We start from the raw sequence: 24,453 nt of genomic DNA, 5'->3' as shown, positions 1-24,453 counted from the left end.
CGCGCCGTCGACGTCGGTGCTCTCGACCTCGACGATCCCGACGTACGCTTCGGCATTCAGCTCCAGTTGCGTGTCCTGGGGCCGGGGTCGCGTGCACAATGATCGAGGCGAGGGGGGTTCGCGATGGCGGGCTGGAGATTGTCGTCTCCCGGGGTTGCGACACTTCGTCAGTACCGCGTGGCCTGGCTTCGTTCCGACCTGATCGCGGGCGTCACGGTGGCGGCGTACTTCGTCCCGCAGGTGATGGCGTATGCCCAGCTCGCCGGGCTGCCCGCGGTCGCCGGGCTCTGGGTCTCACTGGCGCCGCTGGTGATCTACTTCCTGCTCGGCACGTCTCGGTTGCTGTCGCTCGGGCCGGAGTCCACGACCGCGTTGCTGACCGCAGCGGCGATCGCGCCGCTGGCTGCGGGTGATCCGGCTCGGTATGCGCTGCTGGCCGCCGTACTGGCGTTGATGGTCGGGGCCATCTGTGTGGTGGGATGGGTGGCCCGGCTGGGGTTTCTTGCGGATCTGTTGTCGAAGCCGGTGCTCGTCGGGTACATGGCCGGAATCGCGGTGATCATGATGAGCGGTCAGCTCGGGCGGCTGACCGGCGCTCCGGTGAGCGGAGACTCGCCGCCGGCCGAGGTGTTGTCGGCGATCCGGTTGTTCGGCGAGTGGCAGCTGGCGCCGGTGCTGTTGTCGGTGACCTCCTTGGCGTCGTTGCTGGCGCTGGCGCGCTGGGCACCTCGGCTGCCTGGGCCGCTGATCGTCGTTGCGCTGGCCGCTTTCGTCGCGTGGGCGGCGGGACTGGAGGACAAGGGAGTGGCGCTGGTCGGTCAGGTGCCGAGCGGCCTTCCGGAGCTGCACGTGCCTGCGCTGACCGGAGAAGATCTCGCACTGCTCGCGCTGCCCGCGCTCGGGGTTGCGCTGGTCGGCTACACGGACACTGTGCTGACCGGGCGGGCCTTTGCGGCCCGAGGTGATGAGCGCGTCGATGCCGACCGGGAGTTGCTGGTTCTCGGGTTGGCGAACATCAGCGCGGGCTTGGTTCGTGGTTTCCCGGTCAGCAGTAGTGGAAGCCGTACGGCGGTCGCTCAAGCATCCGGAGCGAAGAGCCAGGTGTACTCGCTCGTCGCCGCGGCGGTCATCGTCGCGACTCTGCTGTTCGCTGGGCCGCTGCTGTCGACGTTCCCGATCCCGGCGCTCGGAGCGCTCGTGGTCTTCGCGGCCCTCCGGCTGATCGAGCTCGGCGAGTTCCGCCGGATCGCGTCCTTCCGGTCCAGTGAGCTGTTGTTGGCGGTGGCAACGACTATCGGCGTGATCGCTCTCAACGTCCTGTACGGCGTACTCGTGGCGGTCGCGTTGTCGGTGCTCGACGTACTGCGCCGGGTCGCGCGACCGCACGACGGCATCCTCGGCTACGTGCCAGGTATCGCGGGCATGCACGACGTCGACGACTACCCCGACGCCCAGCCCGTCCCAGGGCTCGTGGTCTATCGCTACGACTCCCCGCTGTTCTTCGCGAACGCCGAAAACTTCCGCCGCCGCGCCCTGGCCGCGGTCGACACCGCCGGTACGCCGGTCCGCTGGCTGCTCCTCAACACCGAGGCGAACATCGAGATCGACATCACCGCGATCGACGCCCTCGACTCGCTGCGCGAAGAACTCGCCGACCGCGGCATCACCCTCGCCCTGGCCCGCGTCAAACAAGAACTCCGCGACGACCTCCAAGCCGCCGGCTTCCTGGACCGCCTGGGCCCGAACCGCGTCTTCTACACCCTCCCCACCGCAGTAGAAGCTTTCCACGCATGGAGTGGCGGGGGAGGGGCACCCGAGACCTAGAACATCGGAGCCAGGTCAGGAGAGATCGATGGGTACGGACGACAAACTTCGGAATGCGGCCGAGGAAGCCAAGGGAAAGGTCAAGGAGAAGGCCGGCGACGCCACCGATGACCGCGACCTGCAAGCCGAAGGCCAGGCGGACCAGACCAAGGCAAACCTCAAGCAAGCCGGCGAGAAGGTCAAGGACGCCTTCAAGGACTGAGGCGTGGACGGTCCGTGGTGCTGTCGTCTCGTAGGGCGCAGGCCGCCTGGCGGTGCCGGACAACTGCTTGGACCGGGCGGGGCAGTGGCACGCCTCTTGGGGTGAGGGTCGCGCGACCCAGCGCATTTCGGTCAGGCTGTCCGGTTGTGGGGGTTACAACCGCCAGGCGAGCAATTCCACACTAGAAGCGTATTTCGGACCGTGTATACCGAAATTCTCTGAGTCGACCGCTTAGCGGACACCACCGGTGGATGTCGGGTGCTTGGTGGGCAGAGAGTGCGCCCGCTGACACGCATTCAGCTGATCGGTTTGAGGCGTGTGTCGAGTACGACGAAAGCGACCGTGGCGAGCGTGGTCAGGAACGCCGGGATGAAGAAGACGTGGGGGAGGCCGATGGCGGCCACGCCGATGCCGCCGATCGTGCCGCCGATGGCGGAGCTGACGGCGATGCTGCTCAGGTAGATGCCGGACGCGGTGGCGACGCCTTCGGGGTAGAGATGCTGGGCGATGGAGACTCCGAGGGCCCCGACGCAGGCCCAGACGCCCGCGGTCAACGCTTGTCCGAGGAGGAGTCCGGCGACGGAGGTGCTGGTGGCGTAGGCGAGGTTTCCAGCCAGGCCGAGCACGGTCCCCGCCGTCATGATGCGGAGTGCTCCGAAGCGGTCGGCCAGACGCGCCACGACGGGGAGGAGCAGTAGTTCGAGTAGGGGCTGGATTCCGATGACCACGCCGCGGACGGAGTCGGAGATGTGGAGTTGCTCGGCCATGTAGATCGGCAGGTAGCCGAACTTGATCGTGTCGCCGGTCATCGCCAGGATGCAGATGGCGGTGAAGGTGAGCAGCGGCATCATGTGGTCGATCCGTCGCCGGGACCCGGGTCGCGGCGGAATCACTACCTCGTACCGCTCGACTCGTTGGCGGCCGAGCGGGATGAGTGCTGCGAAGACGCAGGTAGCGGTGGCGACCAGCAGCGCTCGGAGCCCGAAGACACCGCCGAACCAGCTGCCCAGCACTGGCCCGAGGATCCACCCGACGGTGAATGCCATCCGGATGGTCGCGACGACACGATTCTCGGCCTTCGTCGGGTGCCGGCTCAGCTCGTCCCGGCATGCGGCGAACAGCTGGGCCATGGACCCGCCGGCGATGCTCAGCGCGACAGTGCTGATGACAAACGGGAGCCAGACCGTGTTCGCCGCGGCCATGGCGAGCCAGCCGGCAGTTCCGATCACCGTGCACACCCGGAACCAGAAAAGCCGGTCCTGTGTACGGTCCGACCACCGACCAACGAGGTAGCCGGCGACAGGGGCAGCCAGGTTCGTGACGTAGTACAACCCCGCCACGGGCAGGGGAGTGCCGAGCTCGAGCACCAGGAACAGGGTCAGCTGAGGAGTCGCGGCCGACAGCCCGATGCCGGCTATCAGCAAGGACAGGAACGCAGAACGGTAGAAACGGGACCGCAAGACGATTTGCAGCGCGGACTCGGACCGGTCCAGCATCAGCCCCCACCTAGATATGTAAGACGACTACCGAACTCTAGCTGTCCCGACGCCGTTGCCAGGCGCTGTCTCAGGCCTACCGTTGACAGGTGGGGCCGGGGATGGCGGTTCGGTTGGAGTTGGGGGCTCGGGGTGAGCTTCGAGCTGTTCCTGGCCTGCTGCATTCCCTCCGGCTGCTACCGCTCGGGTACGACGCTCTGTCCGGCACAGTGGAGCGCGCACTCAACGACAACCCGATGCTGGAGCGTGCTTCCGGCTCGGCGTGCCCGGGGTGCGGTCGCCACCGTACGACGAACAGTTGCCCGCGGTGTTCCGCTGTACCTCGCTACACCGGTCGCGATCCAACCGTCATGCCGTTCGACACCTTGGAGTCGGCCGCTGCCTGCGAGATCCGGTCGGACTGCCGAGAGGTGCTGCCAGTGGTGATCGCCCATCTCACCCGCCGTGGACTGCTCGACGCCGAGCCGGACGAGATCGCGGCAGCGCACGGCATCGCACCGCACGCGGTCGCCGAAGCGGTCCGCGCGATCAAGGCGGCCGGACCGGTCGGCGTCGCGGAGACCTCCGTCATCGACCTGTTGCTCGCCCAGGCCCGCGCACTCGTGACGGCCGGCGAGGCCGAGCCCTGGATCGTCGACCTGGTGCGGGACCACCTGGAAGCCGTTGCCGCAGGCAACACAGCGACCGTCGCCGGAGTGCTCCGGCTTTCGCAGCAGGACGTCGAAGCAGCGTTCCGGCTGGTCCGGGCGAAGCTGCGGCCCGTCGCCGCCGTCGAGGTAGCCGAACGGTCGGACTCGTCAGGGATCCCGGATGTCTTCGTCTACCGCACCCGCTCGGGAGTCCTCGAGGTCGAGGTTCCCGACAGCGAGTGGTTCGGTCTGCGCCTGGCCGAGGTGACGCCCGCCGTTCGGGCCGACGCCGAAGCCGTGGCCTGGCTCGGCGGACACGAACGCGCTGCCCGAGAGCTGCTCCGCCAACTCGACATCCGGGGAAGTGTGCTGCGCCGGGTGGCGACGTACATCGTCGATCGACAGGCCGGGTACTTCGCGCGCGGGCCGGCGGGCCACGTCCCGCTCACCCGGACCGATGTAGCCGTCGAGCTCGGGCTGCACCCGTCGACGGTCAGCCGCTGCGTTGCCGGCAAGCTGCTGCGCGATCCGGACGGGCAGATCGTCGCACTCGCCGACCTGCTCGGCGGTGCGGTCGCGATCAAGGCGCGGATCGCCGAACTGGCCGCGGCCGGCCGGGTCAGCGATGCCCGTTTGTGCCGGGCGCTCGCGGACAGCGGACACATCGTCGCCCGACGGACGGTCGCGAAGTACCGCGCCGAACTGGGCATCGCCGCGGGCGGGCTCCGCCGCCGAACCTGACTTCGGTTGCAGGTCCGATCCAGTCCTTCCGCACGAAGAGCGCTTCGCATCCGCACGCCGTACGGGCGCTCCACCGAGTTGGCACGAATTGTGCAGTAGGTGGGTGAGACCACGCGGAGAAGGAGATATCCATGCACGACATCGACCGGGCGCTGTTCGAGTCCGAAGCCTTCGGCGAGGGTGAGTACAACGAGTACCAGGAGTTCGGCGAGACGTCGGAGAACGAGCTGGCGCTGGCCTCGGAGCTGCTGGAAGTGACGACCGAGGCCGAGCTCGACCGGTTCCTCGGCCAGTTGGTCAGCAGGGCGATCTCCGCGGCCCGCGGCTTCGCCGGCTCCGATGCCGGCCGGGCGGTCGGCGGGATCCTCAAGTCGGCGGCCAAGCAGGCCTTGCCGCAACTGGGGAAGCTGGTCGGCGACACCGTGGCCCCCGGGCGGGGTGGCGCGATCGGCCAGCGGGCCGGTCAGTGGCTCGGCGGCAAGCTGGAGCTGGGGCTGCAGACCGAAGGGTTGTCGGCCGAAGACCGCGAGTACGAGACCGCACGCGCTTTCGTCCGCTTCGCGGAGGAGACCGCCCGCGGCGCCGCGCAGGCGCCTCCCACGATGCCGCCCGCGGTGGCCGCCCAGCGGGCTGCCATCGCCGCGGCTCAGCGGCATCTGCCCGGACTGGTGGGGGCCCGGGGTGCGGCCGGCGGCGGTCGCGGCAGCGAGGGCCGCTGGATCCGTCGCGGCAATCGAATCATCATCCTCGACGCGTGATACAGCCAAGAAAGAAGGGACACCGGCATGTACGAGGCATTTGAGATCCCGGGGGAGAGCTACGAGTTTCCTGGTGAGGCCGAGTCCGAGTGGGAGTCGGGCGAGGCCTACGAGGGCGAAGCCGAGGCGATGGAAGCCGAGCTCGTCCAGGAATTGCTGGAGGTCACCACCGAGGCCGAGCTGGACCGGTTCCTCGGCAAGCTGGCCAGCAGCGTGATCAAGGGCGCGTCGAAGTTCGTCAAGTCGCCGATCGGCAAGGCGCTGGGCGGCGTACTGAAGAACGTCGCCAAGACCGCGTTGCCGATGGTCGGCGGAGCACTCGGTTCCATGGTGCTGCCGGGGGCCGGGACCGCGATCGGTGCCAAGCTGGGATCGATGGCAGGTGGTCTGCTCGAGGCGCAGGAAGCCGAGTCCATGGGTGAGGTCGAGGCCGAGTGGGAGGCCGCGAGCCGCTACGTCCGGTTCGCCCGCGGCGCGTACTCCAATGCCGCGCGCGCCCCGCAGAACGTGCCGATGCGGGCAGCCGTCCGTGCGGCCAGCATCAGCTCGGCCCGCCGCTACGCGCCCAGCCTGCTCCAATCCGGCCAGCGGATGTCGCCGTGGCGCTCGCGCCGGCGTTCGTACGGCGGCGGCTACCGGCCGGCGTGGCAGTACGCCGAGCCGGCCCCGTGGTCCGGCGGTGGGGACGACTACGCCGGCGGCGGTTACGGCGGCGAGCCCGATGGGTGGTGGCAGGGCGGCGACGACTACGAGTCCGGCGAGGGCGAGGGCGAGGCGGCAGGCCGTCCGCCCAGCAGCAACGGGTCACGGGCCATGTCCGGGCGCTGGGTACGCCGGGGTGGCCGCATCGTCGTCCTTGGTGCGTGAGAGGTTCCGATGGTCGATCCCGGAGGCTTGGCGACGCGCTTGCTCGAGCATGAGGCTCGAGGGCTGCTGGCCCGTCTGGACCAGGTGAGGCCCTTCGCGCTGCACGAGACGATGGTGCTCGCCGCGACGCTCCCGTACGAAGCGCAGGTGATCATCGAGCGCTTCCTGCACGCGGGCCGCGGCCGCCTTCGGGAGAAGGTCCATGGATATCTCGACTGGCTGCACGGCCAGGGTCGTCGGGCCGGCGCGGCCGAACAGCAGCGGCGCTTCGTGCTGATCCGGCTGGGATTCAACGACGTGCTGTCCCAGTTCGATCTGTTCACCGAGGTGATCACCCAGCGCAGCGAGCACGGGACGGGGGTGTGGTTGTCCGGTCTCGACGTACTGGCGCGGGACGCGCTCCGGCTCGATCTCGACGGCTACGAGCAGGTGCCGGCGGTGTGCTACCTCGCCCGCGGTCCCGGTGCCGCGATCCGCCGGGCCCGCACGCGCTTGCCCGGCGGCGATTCGAACCCGGTCGCGATCATCCGGGTGCCCCGGGAGCGCATGGTGGGTAGCGGTGTCGCGAGCTCACTGGTTCACGAGGTGGGGCACCAGGGAGCTGCGCAACTGGGGCTGGTCGAGTCGTTGCGGGTCGACATCGCCCGAGCGGCGACCAAGGATCCCAAGGGTTGCTGGCCGACGTGGGACAAGTGGATCAGTGAGATCGTCGCCGACTGCTGGTCGGTCGGGAAGCTCGGGATCACGTCCACGGTCGGTCTGCTCGCCGTCGTCAGCCTGCCGGCCTTCTTCGTCTTCCGGCCGTCCGGCAGTGACCCGCATCCGGTTCCGTACCTGCGTGTCCTGATCAGCGCGACCATCGGCGAGGCCGTGTACCCGCACCCGCAGTGGGCAGCGATGCGGCACACCTGGAAGCAGCTCTATCCGACCCACGAGCTGCCGGCCGGCCGTCGTACCGACCTGGAACGGCTCGAGGCCGCGATCCCGTCCTTCGTCCGGCTGCTGCTCGCGCACCGCTCACCAGCCCTGCATGGCCGGCGGCTCGGAGACATCTGGCCGGCCCGGGAACGCCAGCCGGCGCGGCTGATCCGGCTGCATCGCGAGTGGGCCGGCGACGTCGCGGTGATGGCGCGCCGTCCACCGTCGCTGGTGTTCGCCGTCATCGGCCAGGCCAAGGCGGCCGACCTGATCAGCCCGGAGGCGGAGAGCGACCTGCTGTCGGCCCTCCTCCAGGCCTGGGCGGTCCGCAGCAGCCTCGACGTCGTCCAACGACCTCATACCAACCACCTGCCGTCCGCGCGCCGGGCGTCATGAAGAACGATTGAAAGGACACGACCGTGCAAGTTTCGTGGACACCGGACCCCATCCGGGCCGGCCAGTTGGCCGTCCTGCAGCTCCTGCTGGAGGACACCGACGACCCGGGCGACTACACCTTCCGGCTCACTGTGGCGACCGACGAGGTCAACCCCTTCGGCACCGGCATCGCCCATCGCATGCGGCGCGGCCTGGACTTCGAACCCGAGATGCTCTTCAGCGTCGAAGGGTCCAAGACGCTCACGATCACCAGGGGAAAGGACACCGGGCCCTTCGAGGGGGACCCGGAGGTGACCATCCCGGTGCTCGCCGCGGCTGTTGCGCAGGTACCGACCCAGACGGTCGCGCTGGTGGCAGGAGATCCGCCGCAGAGCGACGACGAGGTGCTCTGGAGCTTCATCCGCGAACTCACCGGGCAGTTGCGGTTCGAGGAGTTCCACGAGTTCGTCGAGCCCAAGCTCACCGGTCTGTCCGGACCCGAGTGGTTCGGCACCGACGCCTACCGCCGGCTGTTCCGGGCCGCCGAGACCTTCGTCGAGGCAGCCGCCGACCCGCTGCGCGCGGTCGAGAAGCGGAAGCTGCTCAAGCACGAGATCTCGCCGGGAACCGTGGCCGGCGGGCTCGAGCGTTCCTACGTGAGCAGCGAGCGCGATGACCTGGCCCAGCCGTTCCTGCGCTTCGCCGCCGACGTTCCGGTCCGGAACGACGTCAGTGTGGCGACCAGGGCCGGCGGCGGACCCGCTGCGCTGTTCCCGTTGCCGAATGTGCCGTTTGTCGAGCTCATCTGGAACTACTGGCATGAGGAAGGTGGTCTCGTGCAGACGATGAACCACATCCTCGCGCGGTTCCAGAACCGCCGGATCGGACCGCAGTACGACGCTCTGGCCCGGTTCGACCTCAATCCGCTGCTACCACTGCGCAACCTGCTGTGGGGGTTCGCCGAGGACGAGCAGAGCCGGCTGACGGTACGTCGCCGGGCGGCGGAGTACATGGTGCAGTACGGGCTACCGCTGGTCGGCCGGGCCGTGCCACCGCCGTACACGATGGTGGATCGGCGGACGCAGTTCCTCGAGGGCTTCCACGCGCTGCTGCACGCGGCGCACGAGTTCTACAAGGAACGCGACGACAAGACCGTCGACGCGGACGCGTTCCCGTTGCTGAGCAGCCTGCGTGAGGTGCACCTGGTCCTCGCGCATGGGGCGCACAACCAGTTCGCCGACCTTCCGCTGGTGGCGCGCGCGGAGATGCTGACGATGCAGTGGATCCTCGCCCAGCCGGAGATGCGGGAGTTCCTCGGCGGCCCGACCATGGTTCCGTACGAAGAGGACTGGATGGACCGGGTCGACACGATGAAGAGCATCCAGGGCTGGCCCGAGGCCAGCATCACGCACTTCTTCGAACTGGCCGTCCATGGCGAACAACTGCTGCTCTCGATCCGGCACGGACGCTGGAACGAGTCGAGCCGGACCCGCGAGGACGCCGCGAACTGGGCACTGACCTGGCGCAACGAAGTTCAGCGCTACATGCACGCGTACCGGACCGTCACCGGAGTCGATCTGGCGACCACAGTCGACGCCACGATGCCCTCGGTCCTGCTGGCGCGCCGCGGCGGCCGGCAAATCCGCCGAGCGTGACCGGTCATGCCGCACTGGACCCGAGGCTCGACTTCACCTCGTCGTTGTTCCTCGGCCTGCACCACGGCAGCGGGTCGCTGCCGCCATGGGCTTCGCTCACAACCGGCGTACCGGCGGTGCTGCACGAGGCGGCCGATGCGCACCGAGTCGCTGCCACCGTCGCGGCAGCGCAAGGTGCGCGAGCCGGCGTGGTCGGACGTTCCGCTCTGCATGCGCTGATGGACGTGATGGGGATGATTCCGCAACGCGGCGACGTCGTCGCGATCGACTCGGCGGCCTATTCGCTCGCCGAGTGGGCGGCGTTGCGGGCAGCAGCCAACGGCGCTGTGGTGCGCAGGTATCGGCACCACAGCCCGGAGGCGATCGTCCCGATAGCCGGACGACGGCTGTTCGTCCTGACCGATGGTTGGTGCCCCGGCTGCAACCGGCCGGCGCCGCTGCCGGAGTTGCAGCAGCTGGCCCGCGAGACGGGTGGCGCACTCATCGTCGACGACTCGCTGGCATTCGGTGTCCTAGGCAACAAACGGCGCGGCGAGGTGTTCGGCGACGGCAGCGGTACGCCGAGGTGGTGCGGACTGGATCACGCGGGCATCGTGTGGGTCGCCTCGCTGGCCAAGGCTTTCGGGGCGCCGCTGGCGGTGACGACCGGCGATTCCACGACGATCAGGCGGCTGGCGGGGGAGGGTGGCAACCGGGTGCACAGCAGTCCGCCTTCGGCCGCAGATCTGGCGGCTGCGGGCACGGCTCTGCGTGACCCGAGCGGCAACCGAGTTCGCCGTACCCAGCTGCAAAGGCAGGTTCTGCGCCTGCGCGGCCGATTGCATGACCTCGGCCTGTCGGTCAACGGCCTGCCGTTTCCGGTCGTGAGCATCCCGTTGCCGGGTTCGGACGCGCAGAGGTGGTGGTCGCGACTTCAGTCGGCCGGCATCCGCGCGCTACTGCAGCAGTCCCGGTGCCGACGAGGAGTCATGCTCACCGTCCTGGTGCGAGCCGATCACTCGCCTGCCGATCTCGAACGACTGACCGTGGCGCTGCACGCTGGACAGCGAGGCGTGGCATGAGACGCCCGCTGGTCATCGACTCGCATTGCCACGCCGGCCTCGGCGACGGGTTCACCGGCCCGTGGGACACCGACGCATCGCTCGACCGGTACCGCGAGCGTGCCAAGGAGGCCGGCATCGACATGACCGTGCTGCTGGCTCCACTCACCTCCGACTACCGCACGGCCAATCGAGCCGTGGGCGCCATGGTGACCGCGGAGCCGCGATGCTATTTCGGCTTCGCCTTCGTGAATCCCGTGACCGATCGGGGCCGGATCGCTGCCATGGTGGACGAGGCGCGTGCTTGGGGTGCGTGTGGCATCAAAGTGCATTGGCGCGACGGCCGGATCACTCGTGAGGTGGCTGAGGTGGCACGGCGCCGGCGGCTGCCGATCCTGTACGACCCGGCCGGCGACACCGCGACGGTGGAGATGGCCGCGACGTCGTACCCGGAGGTCGCGTGGATCATCCCGCACCTGTCCTCGTTCGCCGACGACTGGAAGGCGCAGATCGCCTTCGTCGACCAACTGGTCCGGCTGCCGAACCTGTTCACGGACACGGCCGGCGTGCGGTACTTCGACGTACTGGCTGATGCGGTACGCCGGGCCGGACCCGACAAGGTGCTGTTCGGGTCCGACGGCCCGTTCCTCCATCCCGCGGTGGAGATCAGCAAGATCCACGCCCTCCACCTGTCCGCCGAGGACGCCGCTCTGGTACTCGGGGGCAACCTCCTGCGACTGACCCGGACCGCCCGCCGCTCGGCCCGGCCATCGCCTGATCGAGCGGCCACCCAGAACCGGAGGTACGAACGATGACCATCACACCGCAGGAGTCCGAGGTCCGGAACTGGGCGACCAGCTTCCTTCCGCCCGCATCCTCGCCGGGGCAGAGCCTGACTCTGCGCACGCCGGGGTACGTGGAGATCAAGCCACACACGCTCTCCGGGATCCGCTCCGGCCTGGCTCAGCTCGGCGCCCGCCTGGAGAAGGCAAACCTTCCGAGCGGGGTGCTCGCGACCTACGTGGGGACCGACGCCCGCGGCAATCCGCTCAGCAAGGGCATGGCGAAGTACCTGCGGGTCTACGCGGTGGTGGTGAACGCCAAGCCGAAACCCACGCCGGCGGCGTACAACCAGCCGGGGAGGTGGCACTACCTGGGATTCACCAAACTGGAACCGACGATGAGTCACCCGCCGGTGGACCATGCGCCCGCCTTCGGCTGGGCGGTCGAGCCCGTCGTCCAGGCGCGGGTGAAACTGGCGGTCGCGCTGGCGACTCCGCAGCGGAAGTGGACGGCCGCGGGCGGTCCCTCACCAGGCCCGGACATGACCTACTCCGAGCTCGCCGACTTCTACCGCGAGCTGGCGCACGAGTTGCGGGATCCGCTGTACGCCGAGCTGGCGTCGGAGCTGGAGGCGATGGCCGCCTAGCTCATCGCGCGGTACGACGCTTCGCCCGGCGCAGCTGCAATGCCCTGTCGGTGACGCCCAGGCGTGCCGCGGCCGCGCGGATGCTGCCACCGGAATCCTCCATCGCGGCCGCCACCGCCAGGTCGGCAACGTAGTCGCGCAGTTCCTTGAGCGTCATGCCCTGCCGCAGCTGCTGCCGGATCGCGTCCATCAGGGTCGGCGCCCGGCTGTCCGCCGTACCGTCCGTGGACAGTGGGCGGTCCGACGGCGGGAGATCTCCTGGGGTGACTGGCCCCGGGCCGACGTGCCGCGACGCCACCCGGTGGGCGAGCTGCCGGAGGTCCCGGAGATTGCCGGGGTAGTCACGGCGCCGCAACGCGACCTCCACCTCGGGTGTCACCTCCGCCGGTTCGGCCTGGCCTTGGGCCTCGGACAGGAAGCTGCGGAACAGCGGGATGAGATCCCCGGGACGGTCTCTCAGCGGTGGCAGCTGCACCGAGTACGCGGCGATGCGGTAGTAGAAGTCGGCCCGGAACCGGCCGGCGGTGACGTCGTCCTCGAGGACGCGGTTGGTGGCACAGATCAGCCGGAAGCTCGTGTGTTGCCAGGTGTCCGCGCCGACTCGCTTGTACATACCCTCCTGGACCACGCGCAGCAGTTCCGGCTGCAGCTCGAGGGGGAGCTCGCCCACTTCGTCGAGCATCAGCGTCCCGCCGTTCGCCGCGGCGCACGCGCCGGTTCGCACGCTGACCGCGCCGGTGAACGCACCTCGTTCGTGGCCGAACAACTCCGAGCCGGACAAGCTGGGAACGATGGTCGTGCAGTCCACCACCACGAGATGTCCGGACCGGCCGGCCGCGCTCACCGTGTGCGCCACCTTCGCGGCCAGCTCCTTCCCGGTCCCGGTCTCACCCGTGATCAGGATCGGCCCGCCGCCGAACTTGGCGGCCGTGACCAGGTCTCGCAGCGCCTGTCGCAAGGCCGGGCTGCTGCCCCGGATGACGTCGGCGACGGGTGGAGACTCGACCACGTTCTCCACCTCGATCAGTCGCTCGAGGCGAGCCTGGATCGGTCGGGGATCGTCGTGCCAGATCATCAGATCCGTCGCACCACACGCCAGCAGCGACCAGGGCTCGAGGCTGTGTCCGGCTTCCGACACGACGATCACATGGGCGTTGGACGACGCCGCCATCGCCAGCGCTTGTTCGAGATCGCGGGAGAAGGCCGAGCACACGACGACGCCGGTCAGCTCACCTGGTTCGGGAGCTGTCACCAGGCGCAGGTCGTGGTGTGCGGCGCTGATTGCACGCGCGATCGCCTTGGTACGTGCACCTACGCCAAGGTCGAGCACCCACGTCATCAGATCCCCCGGGAAACAACCCCGCTAGGGCGTGGGCCTCTGACCCGCCATTGCCGGCTGCAGCCGGCCACCCACCCCCTGTTTCGAGGGTAGGTGGCCGGTTTGCCTTGTGCCAGAGTTCAGGCGTGGCTACCAGGACACTTCGGTGACCCGGCCGCCGGAGACGTTGACGGTGCGCCGGACGGGACCGTCGGGTAGTACGGCGAGGTTGTAGCGGCCTTCTGGTACGTCGAAGAAGACTGCCGAGTGGATGGTGCGGCCGTCGGGCGCGGATCGTTGGACCACTCCGACATGGGGAAAGTGCCCATGACGATGTTCGCCGGCCGGGCGGCGGACGATCTCGGCGTCGTACAACTCGGCGGGGGCGGTGATGACGATCGCGCCGATGTCGTCGCCGATGTCGAGCAGGACCGAGGATCCCCTACCCGCATGGGGATTCTCCTCGGCGTTCGTGAGCGGCCTGGTCATGCGACGGCCGGCTTACCGGGGGTGGACGAGTATCCGCCGGCCGGCGTACCGAGGTACGGGAACCAGTTGAGGTAGTCGGAGTTCGTGTTCGACGTACCGTCCTTGATCGCACCGGCCGCGTCGTCGGGCTTGAAGGCGGGGTCGACCAGCGGGATCGTGATTCCGGCGACCGCGCGCAGCTCGACGGTGACGACGTCGTCGAAGACCCGGCGTCCGTTCGGGAAGCCGGCCGCGTCGCCTGCCACCAGCCCGAGCGGGTTCGGCGACTTCGACGGCGGTACGGCGACGTTCAGCCGCAGCATGTCGGCCTGGACCGGCCCGGTGTAGTTCTGGAAGCCGGGCACGACACCCTTGGGGATACCGGTCAGCAGGATCGCCGCGAGGTCGGCCCGGGGCTTCTTGTACGCCGCCAGCCGCGGGAACACACCCGGGTAGAGCACCGGCAACAGCCCGGCCAGCTCCGGCGTGGTGACGTACTTCGCGAAGGCCTTGTCGTCCTTGGGTGCCAGGCGGTTCCACCTGTCCTTCTCGGCCATCGGCACGATGACCTCGTTGAACAGCGGGTTGCCCAGCCGCGAGACCTGTTTGTAGGGGCCGTGCCAGATCGGGTCACCGCTCAGGTCGTCGAGGATCCGGGACTGCTGGCGGCTCGCGGAGGCGTAGACGCCGATGACGGACTTCGGGTCCAGCACGTCCTTGGGAGTCGAGCCGTCGCGGGTCAGGTCGCTGATCGGGACCTGGAGCGCGATCGTGTGCACGTTGGATCCCTGCAGCCCGTTGACGCCCATCGCGGCGGCCGACGGGATCAGGTGGGCCATCTGGAACGGCCGGAGGCCCGCGAGGTCGAAGATGCTGCCGAGGTCGGCGAAGAAGCCGTCCGCGCGCTGACCGGCGAAGACCTGGCGGTTCCTCCCGATGGTGTGGATCGCCTGCCGCGCCAGCTTGGTGTAGTTCGGCGTACTGCGGATTCCGACGTTGACCGGTGGTGAGGCGAGGTCACGCGCGATGATCCGGGACTTGCCGGCCTCGACCCGGGTGACCGAGTAGAACTGCGGGCGGTTCCAGTTCGGGTCCTTGATCGAGGTGATCGGGCCGGTGTTGTACAGGAACGTCTTGGGGTTGCGGATCTTGGCCTGGAAGCGGAACTGGTAGCTGATGTCCGCCTTCCCGGTACCGCTGTTGGAGATGTGGATCTGGTAGAGCACGTCGTCGCCGAACTCGTAGAAGTTCGGGCCGCCGTACGGGTTCTCGAACGGGATGAAGTTGGCGATGATCGTGACCGTGTCCGGCTTGTCCGGGGACACGAAGGCGTACACATCGGTGTTGTCGGCGACCGGATCCTTCGAGATCTCGGGCGCTTCGCGGTGCGAGGACATGACAGGTTCCTTCCTCAGGCCGTGGTCTTGCCGGCCAGGCGCTCGGCCAGTTCGTGATCGGTGACGAGGACTTCGCGCTGGCCGACCATGATGGCCATCTGCCCCTTCTTGACGTTCTTGACGTGGACGACGAACGACTCGGCGTTGGCCAGCTCGGCCGCCGTCAGCTTCGATGCGGCCTGTGGTGCGGTCGGCGTCGGCCGGTCGCTGAAGATCTTCGGCGCTGCGACCGCACCGACCGCGGCCGCCGTGCCCGCCCCCGCGAACACCAGGAATCCGCGGCGTGTGGCGTCACTCATGACTGTTCCTCCCTTTGCCTGGACCACCGGCGAACACCGGTAGTCGGACCACCTCGCGTTCGGCGCCGGCCGCCGGACGGATAGCCCGAACCCCATGCCGGGAAGGAAATTCGACGGAACGTCTCCGCTCGCCTGCACGGTGTGAGCGCCAGCGGCGGCCTGGATATTCGGCCCTCGCCGGTGTCGGGATGACGTCGTACATTCGATGTCACACCTGTTGGTTTGGGGTACTGGGGAGTGGCCGCAGGTGTCGTGGGGAGGAGTGAGGTTTTGTCAGATCAGGACAGGACAGCGAAGCCGCGCCCGGCGTTGCCCGACGGATCGATGCCGTACTACGACAGCCATCCGCTACCGGGGATGCCAGGCGGCGATCCGCCGTTCGCGCCGTTCGGGTGGGGACCCGCGCTCGGCCGTCACGAAGAGTTGGCCCGCGGCCACGACAGGCCGCCGCGCAAAGTCCGGGCCCCGCTGCTCGTCAGCCTGCTCGTCACCTGCACTGTGGTGATCGCGGGCCTGGGGTTGAGTGCCATCCTGTTGCGGTGAGTTCTGGCATGACGGCCGCTGCTTGGGCCGAGCAGCAGGTCGCGGCCGTCCGGGATGACCCGTCCGGCCGGCTCGCCCTGATGCAGCGCTGCTACTACGGTCCGTTCGGCAAGGCACCTCGGCACCTGCCCTATCGCCGCGCGGCGATGTCGGCGATGCGATGGGAGTTGCGGCGCGGTGTGCTGCAGCCACCGTTCAGTGACCGTCCAGGGAGTCCGTGGTGGCGGGCGGTGAATGAGCGCGTCCTTCGGGACGGCTGCGAGGCGGTGGCACTGAGCGGGGAACTGGCCGGCTCGGCTTCGTCGCGCACGGTCGCCTACTGGTTGTCCTTCGCGCAGTACCCGACCGCCAGGGCGTGGTGGCGAGCGCACAACGGCAGCGTGGTCGCCGGGTACCTGGAGCACCGCGCACTGGCCGAGACGGAGAATACAGCGGAGCGGTTTTTCATGAACGTCGTGCTCTGCCGGGTGCTCTACACCCACGCCCTGGTGGCCGCGCCGCGGATCGCACTGGGCTGGCTTCGTCCGCTCGCCCCGCTGCTCGGTGACCCAAGGGTCGGCATGGCCGGGATCTTCCTCCAGCTGTCCCGCGTGCTGCCGGACGAGTACCCTCTGCGCGAGGAGGTCCGGTACTACCTCCGACAGGAACTCGGGCTCGGTCGGCTCCTGGACTTCGGGGTGATCGTCCCGCGGCTGCGACAGCTCTACGAATGGTCGGCCAACGAACTCGCCGACCCGGGTCTGCTGGACTTCATCGACGGCGGATCCCTGACCTACGCGCTGTCAGCCGACGACAGCTTCTGGGAGCCGCCGCCGTCCCGCATCCTCGACCTGGTCCATCGCCTTCTGCCGACCTAGCTGGTGCGAGGTGCCCAGCGGAAGGTCGTCGTACCGATGATGGTGGCGACGACGCCCCAGGCGGCGACGATGGCGAGGTCGACGGGTTCGAATCCGGCGCCTGTGGTTGCTGGGTCGAAGACGGTCAGGAACGCGTCGTAGAGCCGCTGCACCGGGAAGATCTGCGCGAACTCGCGGACGCCACTCGGGATGAGTTCCTGCGGGATGAAGATTCCGGAGATGAAGTACAGCGGGAGGGTGATGGCGTTCGTGATCGGCACGGCCGCGTCCTGGGACGGGATCGCCGCCGACACGGCGAACGCGAGGGCCGAGAAGGTGAAGGTCCCGACCACGAGAGCCAGCAGACCGGCCGCGATCGTGGTGGTCGGTACGGCGACGTCGTACACGATCCGCCCGATGGCCACGAGGACCACGACAAGCAGGATCGCCGCGACCGCGGACGTGATGATGCGTCCGGCCATGAACGTCCAGGTCGGGAGTGGCGTGGTGCGGAGCCGTTTCAGCAGACCGCGCTCGCGGGAGGCGGTGAGGGAGACGGTGAGGTTGGTGAAGGTGGTCTGAACGATCCCGAGGGTCACGATGCCCGGCAGATAGTACGTCGCGCCGCTGACCAGCTGCCCGTCGGCGAGTTCCATCCGCTGGTTTCCGAACACGGTGACGAAGATGATCAGGAACATGATCGGCAGGACGACGGCGAAGAAGATCGTGCTCGGACTCCGCCAGAACGTCTTCCAGTCGTAGCGGACCTGGTGCCGCACGAGGCTCACGGTTGCGCCGCCCCGGTCGTGAGCTCGAGGTAGACGTCCTCGAGGCTGGGTCGTCGTACCTCGAAGTCGGTGAGGTCGAGTTCGTTCTGGACGGCCCAGGCGGTCAGTGCGTGGACCAGTGGCACAGGTTCGTGGGAGCGAAGCTCGACCCGGCCGGCTGATACCTCGGCCGGCTCGGGGAGGGCGGGGAGCTCGACGCCGTGGGGGAGTGTGAAGGTAATCCGCGTCGCGTGGCCGGCCACCAGGGAGTCCGGCGGCCCCTCGGTCCGGATCCGGCCGTCCACGAGGATCGCGACGCGGTCGGCGAGCGCTTGGGCCTCGTCCAGGTAATGAGTCGTCAGCAGTACGGTCTTGCCGGCTTCTCGTAGCGAGGCGATGATCTGCCACGCCCCGCGGCGTGCTGCCGGATCGAAACCGGTGGTGGGCTCGTCGAGGAACAAGAGTTCAGGGTCACCGATCAAGGCGATCCCGAGGTCGAGCCGGCGCTGCTGACCACCGGAGAGTCGGCCGGCGCGAGTACGGCCCTGTTCCTCGAGGCCGACGAGCTGGACCACCTCGTCGACCGGTAGCGTCGTGGGTAGTAGCCGGCGAACTGCTCGAGCGACTCGCGGACGGTGAGCGCCGGCTCGACCTGCCAGCTCTGCAACATCACACCGATCCGCGATCGCCACTCCCGGTCCGCGCGGGCCGGATCGGCGCCGAGCACCTCGACCTTCCCGGCGGTCGGGTCCCGGTATCCCTCGAGAATCTCGACGGTCGTCGTCTTGCCGGCGCCGTTCGGGCCGAGGAAGGCGAAGATCTCGCCCGCGCGAACCTCCAGGTCGATCCCGCGCACCGCGTCGTGGTGCCCGTACGACTTCCGCAGCCCGTCGGCCGTGATCACCGCGCTGGTCAACTGCCCTCCCCAAAGGTCCTTGCCAACGGCATTGAACGCCCGGCGTGGAAGTGAGTCCAGTGTCCGAGTCATGGAGACGGGAAGATGTCGATCACCTTCGAAGGGGTTCTGGCCGACCGGAGCACGTGGCGGCTGGACAACTGCTCGATCGCACGGGCGATGGACCTGATCGGCACGCGGTCGTCGATGCTGATCCTGCGCGAGGCGCTGTACGGCACGACCAGGTTCGACGACTTCGTCCGGCGGACCAAGTCGACCGACGCCATCGTCGCGGCCCGCCTCAAGGAACTCAGCGACATCGAGCTGTTCACGAAAGAGCCGTACCGGGAGCCAGGTCAACGCACCCGCTACGAATATGTCCTGACCGACAAGGGGAGGGACCTGCTCCCTGCGGTGTTCGCACTGATGCAGTGGGGCAACAAGTACCTGCAGGCCGAGGACGGTGGTCCGCTGCGTCTGGTGGAGCGGGGCACCGGTGAGCCGGTTGTCATCGGTCCGCGGACCGAATCCGGCCGGGACCTCGAGCTCGAGGACCTCGCGATCGTCGCCAACGGGGATTGGGCCGACGTGCAGAGCAGCTGAGCTTCGGGATCGGGCGCAGGTATCGACAACTGTCGACCAGCGCGCCTGGTCTTCTCGAAGGAGCATTCTCTTGCTGTCGACACAGCTTCGTACTGAGGTGCCGTCAAGTCGGCGCCGTCGCACGCTACCGGCCGGGTTCGCGGTCGCCGGTGCGGCGATCTCGTTCACGAGCCTCTACCTGGCCGCCGGTGCGCTGACACCGCTCCTGGTGGTCTACAAGGAGAGGTGGAACTTCGCGCCGGCCGTTCTCACGGTGGCCTTCGCCGTCTACGCGGTCGGCTTCCTGGCCGCCGTACTCACCGTTGGTTCACTGTCCGACCACATCGGACGGCGACCGGTGTTGATCGGGGCAATGATCGTCCAGATCGCGTCCAACCTGTTGTTCCTGGCTGCTTCGGACGTCGGCTGGGTGATCGCCGGCCGGATCGTGCAGGGCGTCGCGAGCGGCGCCGCCACGTCGGCGTTCACGGCGGCGCTCGTCGAGTTGGCGCCGACGAACCGCAAGCGACTGGGTGCGGTCCTCGGTAGCGTCGGTCTCACCGGAGGGCTCGGAGCCGGCTCGTTGCTGGCGGGGTTGGCGATCCAGCTCACGCCCCGAGCCAACTCGATCGTCTTCATCTCGCTGACGGTCCTCACCGCGCTGGGGATCGTCGTCGCCGTACTGTCGCCGGAGACCGTGTCGCGGGTACCGGGCGCAGCGCGGTCGCTGATTCCGCGGATCGCCTTCCCGCCGGCTGTACGACGGGAGTTCGCCGCGGCGGCGCCCGTGGTCGCCGCGGTGTGGATGCTCGCCGGCCTGTCCGGTGGACTCGCGCCGAGCATGGTGCGCAGCGTGTTCCACCTGAACAGCGGCCTGCTCAACGGCTTCGCCGGATTCGTCGCACCAGCCGTCTCCGCCGTCGTCGGCCTCGCCTTCGCGAGGGTCGAGCCACGACGGGCGATGACGATCGGGATCCATGCGTCGATCGTCGGAGCGGTCGGCATCATCGGTGGTGTCCTGGCCGGGAGCCTGCCGATCATGATCGTCGGTCAGGCAGTGGCCGGCGTCGGCTTCGGCGCGGCGTTCACGGCCGCGCTGCGGCTGGTCTTCCCGCTCGCTCCGGTTCACCAGCGTGCCGCGGTCATCGCCGGGATCTACCTGGTCTCGTACGTCGCCCTCGGTGTTCCGATCGTGATCGCCGGGCAACTCGCCGGCCCGCTCGGGGAGATCCCGGCAGTGACCTTGTACACAGCGACGACCGTGCTGCTCGCCCTGATCAGCCTCGTCGCCCAGCTCCGACTCCGGCGGTCTTGAAGGTCGTCACGGCGACACAGGCGCCGGCACGTCCTCGTGGGCCTCCGGGCGCTGCGGGTGTCCGACGAGGGGAGAGCGGGTCCCGAACCAGGCGTCGAGGAGCGCGTCGTCGCCGAGGGCTCCGAAGGGGGCAGGCTCGCGTTCGAGGATGCGCAGCAGCGTGATGAGCCGTTGCGTCGTTGCGCACATCGTCGGGTCCTCCCCCCAGCCGTCGTTCGCTGACCCCAACCCGGACACGCCGGCAGCGCTTGCCGAGTTGGACGGTCCCGGAGCTGCTGTTCTGAACACCGGGACCTGGAATCGTTGGTCTCACGTGTGACCAACCCCCGTAGGTGGTGCCGTGACCCGACCGAGGCAGTCCGACATCGACCGGTCCACGCTTCACCCACCACATCGCGCCCCAACCGAAAGACGTTACACAAGGTCAGGCGTGATCCCCGTCGAGCAGCTTGTGCAGGCTTTCGAGCGCCTTGGTGATCTCGTCGTGCTCGTACTGGGCGGCCCGGGACTCGGCGCTGATCACGCCGCAGCGGTGCACGCGGCGGAAATCGCCGTACGGGAACTTGTAGTGGCCCTCCGTCTCCTTGTCCCGTGGGTCGTCGCGAGCGGGTCATCACCGCGTCTGGATCGCGGGTGACGGCGTGCGTCGTACCGGCGCGGGAGGACCTCACCATGGCGGCCCAGGCACGGCGCGTCCTCGGCTAGTGGCGCACTCGTTCGGATGAAGTGCTCGGTGAGGGGTACCTGAGGGCCAGGAACGGGAGGTCGACCAATGAGCGAGAACGAGCGGCTGATCCACGCGGACATCAAGGACGTGTTCGCGATCCTGACGGACGGATGGTCGTACGCCGGCTGGGTCGTCGGCGCATCCAGGGTCCGCGACGTCGAAGCGGGTTTCCCGGAACCCGGCCGCAGCATCCACCACTCGGTCGGGGCCTGGCCGCTACTGATCGACGACACGACGAGAGCCCTCGAGTACGAGCCCCTGCGCCGCCTGCTGTTGCGGGTCCGAGTCTGGCCGGTGGGCGAAGGCGAGGTCGAGTTCGTAGCAACCGAGACCGCCGAAGGCTGCCGACTCGTCATGCGCGAACACACAACCAGCGGCCCCGCGGCCCTGATGCCCTCAGCAGTAGCAGACGTCATGCTCCGCGCCCGCAACGCCGAAACCCTGGAACGCCTCGCCCTCCTCGCCGAGAAGCAGGCACCGACGAAAACCTGATCACAAGCCGCAACCCAGACGACCTCCCCGCCTTCCCCGAAGCCCTACTCAAGGCTCTCCTCGGCGCGGCTGTGAGCGGTCAGCAGGGTCGTCAGCACCGGAAGCAAATTCGGACGCTTCTCCGGATTGTCCTTCAGTTCGTCGAACAAACGCTCGACCTCGCGGTGGTCCTGCATCATCAGATCAACAACGTCCCCGGCCATCCAACTGTCCCTCCAGCTCGTTTGGCCCCGCCCGGTACCCAAGGCCATGCGGCACCTTTGCCCCCTGGTTAGGTTGGCTGGGGATGGCGTTGGGTACGGGTGGCGGGATGCTGGTTGCGAAGCGGTACAGAATGGGTCCCTCAATTGGTCGGGGCGGCATGGGAGAGGTCTTCCGCGCCACCGATGAACAGTTGGGGCGTTTGGTCGCCGTCAAGTTGTTGTTGCCGACCGATCAGGGTGTGAGAGCGGCTGAGCGATTCCATCGTGAGGCGCGAGCCGCGGCGAGGGTGAGCGATGCGCACGTCGTGTCGGTGTATGACTTCGGCGACCACGATGACGGGTTCTTCTTGGTGATGGAGTTGGTCGAAGGCCGGTCAGTCGCAGAAGAACTCGCCGAGCACGGCACCCTGCCGAAAGACCGCGCCATCGACATCGTCGAACAGGCCGCCAGGGGCCTGGCCGCGGCGCATCGCGAGGACGTCGTCCATCGTGATGTGAAACCGGGCAACCTGCTGCTCGCAGCGGACGGGACCGTCAAAGTCGCGGACTTCGGTATCGCCCACCTTCCAGGACAAGGATCGACCACGCTCACCGCGGCCGGCCAGATCATCGGCACCACGCACTACCTCGCGCCCGAGCAAGCGAAAGGCGCGCAGGCCGGCAAGGCATCAGACGTGTACGCGCTGGGTTGTGTGCTCTACCAGTTGGTCACCGGTCGACCGCCGTTCACGGCGGATCACCCGGCGGCAATTCTGTACCAGCACGTCGACACGCCTCCCGCACCACCGAGCGCGAGCCGCCCCGAGCTCAGTGGATCGTTCGAGAACGTTCTGCTCCAGATGCTGGCCAAGGATCCCGCTGACCGTCCAACGGCCGACGAGATCGCCGCCGGCGCCTTGCGTACCCAGTTGCCCGGACATGCCCCCTGGCCTCTCGTCGCCGTCCCCGCCGCCTCGGATCCAACCGCCGAGCGAGACCCCATCGCGGACACTCGGACCGATGAGCCGCCCAATCGGATGCGAAACAAGGCTCTTGTGGCGGGACTGATCGCCGTCATCGCCACGGCGGCGGCTGTGACGACTGGCGTCGTACTCAACGAAAACGACAAGCGGCTGCCTCCAACCACCGACGTCGGTCCCCAACCGACCCAAAGCACGCCAGGACCGAAGCCCGCCGCGACGAGAACTGCATCAACCACCGGTCCAACCCAGCCTGGTACTGCGCGTCAGTCGACTGCGACCACGTCAGCTGAGCCGTCACAAATCCCGTCCAAATCGGGCACCCCTTCGCCCAGCACTGCCCCGATCAGTACGCCGTCGCCCACCACCACGTCACCCAGCACGACAGCCAGGCCCAGCACGACACCCAGCGACCCCACTCCCACGACCTCCCCCTCCAGTACCGCGCCAACCGACGCCCCCACAACAAGCGCACCATCAACCCAGTCACCATCACCAGCCGCACAGAACGCCGGGCCGGGATCGGACTAGCGGCAGCCCTGCGGCGAGTGCGCGCAGATTCACCAGTGGGTACCGGGGGCGCACAGACAGGTGGCGTTCCGGGAGGCGTGATGAGTATCGGTGCCGGCATCTTCCTGATTACGGTAGGCGCGATCCTTGCCTTCGGTATCCGTGACCGAAGTGATGCGGTGGACCTCAACATCGTCGGTGTGGTGATCATGCTCGCGGGCGGAGCCGGCATCTGGCTCTCCTTCTACATCACGAACAGGCGCAGGCGAGTCGAAACCCAGGCGCTCGATCCGGCCGTGGAGGAGGAGTACCGCACCATCGAGGACACCGCGAGACAGTACGCCGAGGCCTCCGAACGCACCGAGTCCGCACCCCCGCCGAAGGCTCGCGCCAAGCGCAGCTCGCGCGCTGCCGCGTTCAAAGTGACCTGGCCTGTCGCAGTGACACGCAAGGCCCCGCCGAAGGTCGATCAAGCCGCCGACACCGCCACCGAACGGCATGTGGAGCTCGATCCCGCCGCGAGCGGCCTGCACACACCGGCACCTAACCGCGCGGCGCCCGTGACATCATCAGCCGCCACTCCGTCGCCGCCCACCGCCCCTGAGCCTCAAGGGCCGCGCACCGAGTCCTGACAGCGAGCGCACTGAGGTCGACGGGGTGTTCGCGCTCGGCGACAACTGTACGCCGTACCCGCTCAAGCATGTCGCGAATCGCGAGGCCGAGGTGGTCGCACACAATCTCCGCCACCCGCGCCAGCTGCGCGCTACCGACCACGACGTCGTACCGGCCGCAGTCTTCACCTATCCGCAGATTGCGTCAGTGGGTGCGACCGAGCAGGACTGCCGTGACGCGGCGCGGAATTATGTTGCCGCAAGCACCCAATTCGCCGATGTCGCGTATGGGTGGGCAATGGAAGACACCACAGGTTTCTGCAAGGTGCTCGCCGACCGTGGCACGGGTCGTCTTCTGGGCGCGCACATCATGGGGCCGCAGGCGGCGACCCTCATCCAACCGCTGGTCATGGCGATGACACTCGACATTGGTGCTCAGAGTCTTGCCGAGCGCCCCTATTGGATCCATCCTGCCCTCACCGAAGTGATCAGCCAAGCGCTGCGGAAGGTTGTGCTCGGTACTGATCAGGCATGAGTGAGACGCATCCCGTTCTCGGCGGCCGTGGGTGCCCATCTCGGCCAGCGGCTGTCGGTAGT

26 protein-coding genes and 1 pseudogene are annotated in these 24,453 nt (G+C 68.3%); 18 read left to right on the top strand and 9 right to left on the bottom strand.

Annotated features, from left to right (window positions below; all coding sequences use genetic code 11):
* The first annotated feature begins 123 nt into the window (after nucleotides 1–123).
* Nucleotides 124–1,824: a SulP family inorganic anion transporter gene (locus tag ACZ3HV_RS39010; RefSeq protein WP_465692212.1), complete on the top strand. Its 1,701-nt coding sequence runs from the start codon at nucleotides 124–126 to the stop codon at nucleotides 1,822–1,824.
* A gap of 28 nt (nucleotides 1,825–1,852) precedes the next feature.
* Nucleotides 1,853–2,026: a CsbD family protein gene (locus ACZ3HV_RS39005; RefSeq protein ID WP_465692210.1), complete on the top strand. Its 174-nt coding sequence runs from the start codon at nucleotides 1,853–1,855 to the stop codon at nucleotides 2,024–2,026.
* A 296-nt stretch (nucleotides 2,027–2,322) separates the two neighbouring features.
* Here ACZ3HV_RS39005 and ACZ3HV_RS39000 read toward each other — a convergent pair whose 3' ends face one another.
* A complete protein-coding gene (locus tag ACZ3HV_RS39000) occupies nucleotides 2,323–3,522 on the bottom strand; it encodes an MFS transporter (RefSeq protein ID WP_465692208.1) in 1,200 nt (399 codons plus the stop codon).
* Nucleotides 3,523–3,623: 101 nt separating this feature from the next.
* Between ACZ3HV_RS39000 and ACZ3HV_RS38995 the strand changes: the two genes are divergently transcribed.
* The 8 genes from ACZ3HV_RS38995 to ACZ3HV_RS38960 all read left to right on the top strand — a co-directional run bounded on the left by ACZ3HV_RS38995 (nucleotide 3,624) and on the right by ACZ3HV_RS38960 (nucleotide 11,934).
* The gene (locus tag ACZ3HV_RS38995; RefSeq protein ID WP_465692206.1) at nucleotides 3,624–4,892 is read left to right on the top strand and encodes an RNA polymerase factor sigma-54; all 1,269 of its coding nucleotides are present in this window, start codon (nucleotides 3,624–3,626) and stop codon (nucleotides 4,890–4,892) included.
* Between the two features lie 131 nt (nucleotides 4,893–5,023).
* Nucleotides 5,024–5,650, top strand: a complete 627-nt coding sequence (locus tag ACZ3HV_RS38990; RefSeq protein ID WP_465692204.1) for a hypothetical protein — start codon at nucleotides 5,024–5,026, stop codon at nucleotides 5,648–5,650.
* A gap of 27 nt (nucleotides 5,651–5,677) precedes the next feature.
* Nucleotides 5,678–6,517 carry a hypothetical protein gene (locus ACZ3HV_RS38985; protein WP_465692203.1) on the top strand — a complete coding sequence of 280 codons (840 nt, stop codon included), beginning with the start codon at nucleotides 5,678–5,680 and terminating at the stop codon, nucleotides 6,515–6,517.
* A 9-nt stretch (nucleotides 6,518–6,526) separates the two neighbouring features.
* Nucleotides 6,527–7,831, top strand: coding sequence for a hypothetical protein (locus tag ACZ3HV_RS38980; RefSeq protein ID WP_465692201.1), 1,305 nt, complete (start codon nucleotides 6,527–6,529; stop codon nucleotides 7,829–7,831).
* A gap of 23 nt (nucleotides 7,832–7,854) precedes the next feature.
* Nucleotides 7,855–9,465, top strand: coding sequence for a hypothetical protein (locus ACZ3HV_RS38975; protein WP_465692199.1), 1,611 nt, complete (start codon nucleotides 7,855–7,857; stop codon nucleotides 9,463–9,465).
* Nucleotides 9,462–10,526 (top strand): hypothetical protein, encoded by a 1,065-nt coding sequence (locus ACZ3HV_RS38970; RefSeq protein WP_465692198.1) that lies wholly within the window; start codon nucleotides 9,462–9,464, stop codon nucleotides 10,524–10,526. Before ACZ3HV_RS38975 ends, ACZ3HV_RS38970 begins: the two co-directional genes overlap by 4 nt.
* Nucleotides 10,523–11,320: an amidohydrolase family protein gene (locus ACZ3HV_RS38965; RefSeq protein ID WP_465692196.1), complete on the top strand. Its 798-nt coding sequence runs from the start codon at nucleotides 10,523–10,525 to the stop codon at nucleotides 11,318–11,320. Before ACZ3HV_RS38970 ends, ACZ3HV_RS38965 begins: the two co-directional genes overlap by 4 nt.
* On the top strand, nucleotides 11,317–11,934 hold the full coding sequence (locus ACZ3HV_RS38960; protein WP_465692194.1) for a hypothetical protein: 618 nt from the start codon (nucleotides 11,317–11,319) through the stop codon (nucleotides 11,932–11,934). The genes ACZ3HV_RS38965 and ACZ3HV_RS38960 overlap by 4 nt, the downstream gene beginning before the upstream one ends.
* Nucleotide 11,935: 1 nt before the next feature.
* Here ACZ3HV_RS38960 and ACZ3HV_RS38955 read toward each other — a convergent pair whose 3' ends face one another.
* The 4 genes from ACZ3HV_RS38955 to ACZ3HV_RS38940 form a co-directional block, all read right to left on the bottom strand.
* Nucleotides 11,936–13,273, bottom strand: a complete 1,338-nt coding sequence (locus ACZ3HV_RS38955; protein WP_465692192.1) for a sigma-54-dependent transcriptional regulator — start codon at nucleotides 13,271–13,273, stop codon at nucleotides 11,936–11,938.
* A gap of 129 nt (nucleotides 13,274–13,402) precedes the next feature.
* Nucleotides 13,403–13,741, bottom strand: a complete 339-nt coding sequence (locus ACZ3HV_RS38950; RefSeq protein ID WP_465692190.1) for a hypothetical protein — start codon at nucleotides 13,739–13,741, stop codon at nucleotides 13,403–13,405.
* Nucleotides 13,738–15,117 (bottom strand): DUF4331 domain-containing protein, encoded by a 1,380-nt coding sequence (locus ACZ3HV_RS38945; RefSeq protein ID WP_465692188.1) that lies wholly within the window; start codon nucleotides 15,115–15,117, stop codon nucleotides 13,738–13,740. Before ACZ3HV_RS38945 ends, ACZ3HV_RS38950 begins: the two co-directional genes overlap by 4 nt.
* 14 nt (nucleotides 15,118–15,131) lie before the next feature.
* Nucleotides 15,132–15,416, bottom strand: a complete 285-nt coding sequence (locus ACZ3HV_RS38940) for a twin-arginine translocation signal domain-containing protein (protein WP_465692186.1) — start codon at nucleotides 15,414–15,416, stop codon at nucleotides 15,132–15,134.
* 270 nt (nucleotides 15,417–15,686) lie between these two features.
* On the opposite strand from ACZ3HV_RS38940, the gene ACZ3HV_RS38935 reads away from it, so the two are divergent.
* Together ACZ3HV_RS38935 and ACZ3HV_RS38930 are read left to right on the top strand one after the other, a co-directional pair.
* Nucleotides 15,687–15,959, top strand: coding sequence for a hypothetical protein (locus ACZ3HV_RS38935; protein ID WP_465692184.1), 273 nt, complete (start codon nucleotides 15,687–15,689; stop codon nucleotides 15,957–15,959).
* Complete coding sequence (locus tag ACZ3HV_RS38930; RefSeq protein ID WP_465692182.1) at nucleotides 15,956–16,816, top strand: hypothetical protein; 861 nt, start codon at nucleotides 15,956–15,958, stop codon at nucleotides 16,814–16,816. Before ACZ3HV_RS38935 ends, ACZ3HV_RS38930 begins: the two co-directional genes overlap by 4 nt.
* Here the strand turns inward: ACZ3HV_RS38930 and ACZ3HV_RS38925 are convergent.
* Together ACZ3HV_RS38925 and ACZ3HV_RS38920 are read right to left on the bottom strand one after the other, a co-directional pair.
* Nucleotides 16,813–17,583, bottom strand: coding sequence for an ABC transporter permease (locus ACZ3HV_RS38925; RefSeq protein ID WP_465692180.1), 771 nt, complete (start codon nucleotides 17,581–17,583; stop codon nucleotides 16,813–16,815). The two genes, ACZ3HV_RS38930 and ACZ3HV_RS38925, sit on opposite strands and share 4 nt — an antisense overlap.
* Nucleotides 17,580–18,550: pseudogene (locus ACZ3HV_RS38920) on the bottom strand (ABC transporter ATP-binding protein). The gene ACZ3HV_RS38925 and the pseudogene ACZ3HV_RS38920 overlap by 4 nt, the downstream one beginning before the upstream one ends.
* A gap of 12 nt (nucleotides 18,551–18,562) precedes the next feature.
* Between ACZ3HV_RS38920 and ACZ3HV_RS38915 the strand changes: the two are divergent.
* Both ACZ3HV_RS38915 and ACZ3HV_RS38910 read left to right on the top strand, forming a co-directional pair.
* Nucleotides 18,563–19,060, top strand: coding sequence for a winged helix-turn-helix transcriptional regulator (locus tag ACZ3HV_RS38915; protein ID WP_465692178.1), 498 nt, complete (start codon nucleotides 18,563–18,565; stop codon nucleotides 19,058–19,060).
* Between the two features lie 70 nt (nucleotides 19,061–19,130).
* Complete coding sequence (locus ACZ3HV_RS38910; RefSeq protein WP_465692176.1) at nucleotides 19,131–20,354, top strand: MFS transporter; 1,224 nt, start codon at nucleotides 19,131–19,133, stop codon at nucleotides 20,352–20,354.
* A gap of 6 nt (nucleotides 20,355–20,360) precedes the next feature.
* On the opposite strand, the gene ACZ3HV_RS38905 is transcribed toward ACZ3HV_RS38910, so the two are convergent.
* On the bottom strand, nucleotides 20,361–20,543 hold the full coding sequence (locus tag ACZ3HV_RS38905) for a hypothetical protein (RefSeq protein ID WP_465692174.1): 183 nt from the start codon (nucleotides 20,541–20,543) through the stop codon (nucleotides 20,361–20,363).
* Nucleotides 20,544–21,126: 583 nt separating this feature from the next.
* Here ACZ3HV_RS38905 and ACZ3HV_RS38900 point away from each other — a divergent pair.
* A complete protein-coding gene (locus ACZ3HV_RS38900; RefSeq protein WP_465692172.1) occupies nucleotides 21,127–21,573 on the top strand; it encodes an SRPBCC family protein in 447 nt (148 codons plus the stop codon).
* A 44-nt stretch (nucleotides 21,574–21,617) separates the two neighbouring features.
* Here the strand turns inward: ACZ3HV_RS38900 and ACZ3HV_RS38895 are convergent, their stop codons facing one another.
* Complete coding sequence (locus ACZ3HV_RS38895; protein WP_465692170.1) at nucleotides 21,618–21,776, bottom strand: hypothetical protein; 159 nt, start codon at nucleotides 21,774–21,776, stop codon at nucleotides 21,618–21,620.
* Between the two features lie 107 nt (nucleotides 21,777–21,883).
* Between ACZ3HV_RS38895 and ACZ3HV_RS38890 the strand changes: the two genes are divergently transcribed.
* The 3 genes from ACZ3HV_RS38890 (at nucleotide 21,884) to ACZ3HV_RS38880 (ending at nucleotide 24,391) form a co-directional block, all read left to right on the top strand.
* Nucleotides 21,884–23,266: a serine/threonine-protein kinase gene (locus ACZ3HV_RS38890; RefSeq protein WP_465692168.1), complete on the top strand. Its 1,383-nt coding sequence runs from the start codon at nucleotides 21,884–21,886 to the stop codon at nucleotides 23,264–23,266.
* A gap of 80 nt (nucleotides 23,267–23,346) precedes the next feature.
* A complete protein-coding gene (locus tag ACZ3HV_RS38885; RefSeq protein ID WP_465692166.1) occupies nucleotides 23,347–23,877 on the top strand; it encodes a DUF6458 family protein in 531 nt (176 codons plus the stop codon).
* 25 nt (nucleotides 23,878–23,902) lie between these two features.
* On the top strand, nucleotides 23,903–24,391 hold the full coding sequence (locus tag ACZ3HV_RS38880; RefSeq protein WP_465692164.1) for a hypothetical protein: 489 nt from the start codon (nucleotides 23,903–23,905) through the stop codon (nucleotides 24,389–24,391).
* Nucleotides 24,392–24,453 lie beyond the last annotated feature (62 nt).

The organism is Kribbella sp. NPDC020701, assembly GCF_055562215.1.
Note: the sequence above shows the minus strand (reverse complement) of the source record. Positions and strands in the feature narration are given on the sequence as shown.

Excerpts from the sequence above, each read along its gene's own strand:
- ACZ3HV_RS39010 (WP_465692212.1), top strand. The coding sequence starts at position 124 with ATGGCGGGCTGGAGATTGTCGTCTCCCGGGGTTGCGACACTTCGTCAG.
- ACZ3HV_RS39005 (WP_465692210.1), top strand. The coding sequence starts at position 1,853 with ATGGGTACGGACGACAAACTTCGGAATGCGGCCGAGGAAGCCAAGGGA.
- ACZ3HV_RS39000 (WP_465692208.1), bottom strand. The coding sequence starts at position 3,522 with ATGCTGGACCGGTCCGAGTCCGCGCTGCAAATCGTCTTGCGGTCCCGT.
- ACZ3HV_RS38995 (WP_465692206.1), top strand. The coding sequence starts at position 3,624 with ATGGCGGTTCGGTTGGAGTTGGGGGCTCGGGGTGAGCTTCGAGCTGTT.
- ACZ3HV_RS38990 (WP_465692204.1), top strand. The coding sequence starts at position 5,024 with ATGCACGACATCGACCGGGCGCTGTTCGAGTCCGAAGCCTTCGGCGAG.
- ACZ3HV_RS38985 (WP_465692203.1), top strand. The coding sequence starts at position 5,678 with ATGTACGAGGCATTTGAGATCCCGGGGGAGAGCTACGAGTTTCCTGGT.
- ACZ3HV_RS38980 (WP_465692201.1), top strand. The coding sequence starts at position 6,527 with ATGGTCGATCCCGGAGGCTTGGCGACGCGCTTGCTCGAGCATGAGGCT.
- ACZ3HV_RS38965 (WP_465692196.1), top strand. The coding sequence starts at position 10,523 with ATGAGACGCCCGCTGGTCATCGACTCGCATTGCCACGCCGGCCTCGGC.
- ACZ3HV_RS38960 (WP_465692194.1), top strand. The coding sequence starts at position 11,317 with ATGACCATCACACCGCAGGAGTCCGAGGTCCGGAACTGGGCGACCAGC.
- ACZ3HV_RS38955 (WP_465692192.1), bottom strand. The coding sequence starts at position 13,273 with ATGACGTGGGTGCTCGACCTTGGCGTAGGTGCACGTACCAAGGCGATC.
- ACZ3HV_RS38950 (WP_465692190.1), bottom strand. The coding sequence starts at position 13,741 with ATGACCAGGCCGCTCACGAACGCCGAGGAGAATCCCCATGCGGGTAGG.
- ACZ3HV_RS38945 (WP_465692188.1), bottom strand. The coding sequence starts at position 15,117 with ATGTCCTCGCACCGCGAAGCGCCCGAGATCTCGAAGGATCCGGTCGCC.
- ACZ3HV_RS38940 (WP_465692186.1), bottom strand. The coding sequence starts at position 15,416 with ATGAGTGACGCCACACGCCGCGGATTCCTGGTGTTCGCGGGGGCGGGC.
- ACZ3HV_RS38915 (WP_465692178.1), top strand. The coding sequence starts at position 18,563 with ATGTCGATCACCTTCGAAGGGGTTCTGGCCGACCGGAGCACGTGGCGG.
- ACZ3HV_RS38905 (WP_465692174.1), bottom strand. The coding sequence starts at position 20,543 with ATGTGCGCAACGACGCAACGGCTCATCACGCTGCTGCGCATCCTCGAA.
- ACZ3HV_RS38900 (WP_465692172.1), top strand. The coding sequence starts at position 21,127 with ATGAGCGAGAACGAGCGGCTGATCCACGCGGACATCAAGGACGTGTTC.
- ACZ3HV_RS38895 (WP_465692170.1), bottom strand. The coding sequence starts at position 21,776 with ATGGCCGGGGACGTTGTTGATCTGATGATGCAGGACCACCGCGAGGTC.
- ACZ3HV_RS38890 (WP_465692168.1), top strand. The coding sequence starts at position 21,884 with ATGCTGGTTGCGAAGCGGTACAGAATGGGTCCCTCAATTGGTCGGGGC.
- ACZ3HV_RS38885 (WP_465692166.1), top strand. The coding sequence starts at position 23,347 with ATGAGTATCGGTGCCGGCATCTTCCTGATTACGGTAGGCGCGATCCTT.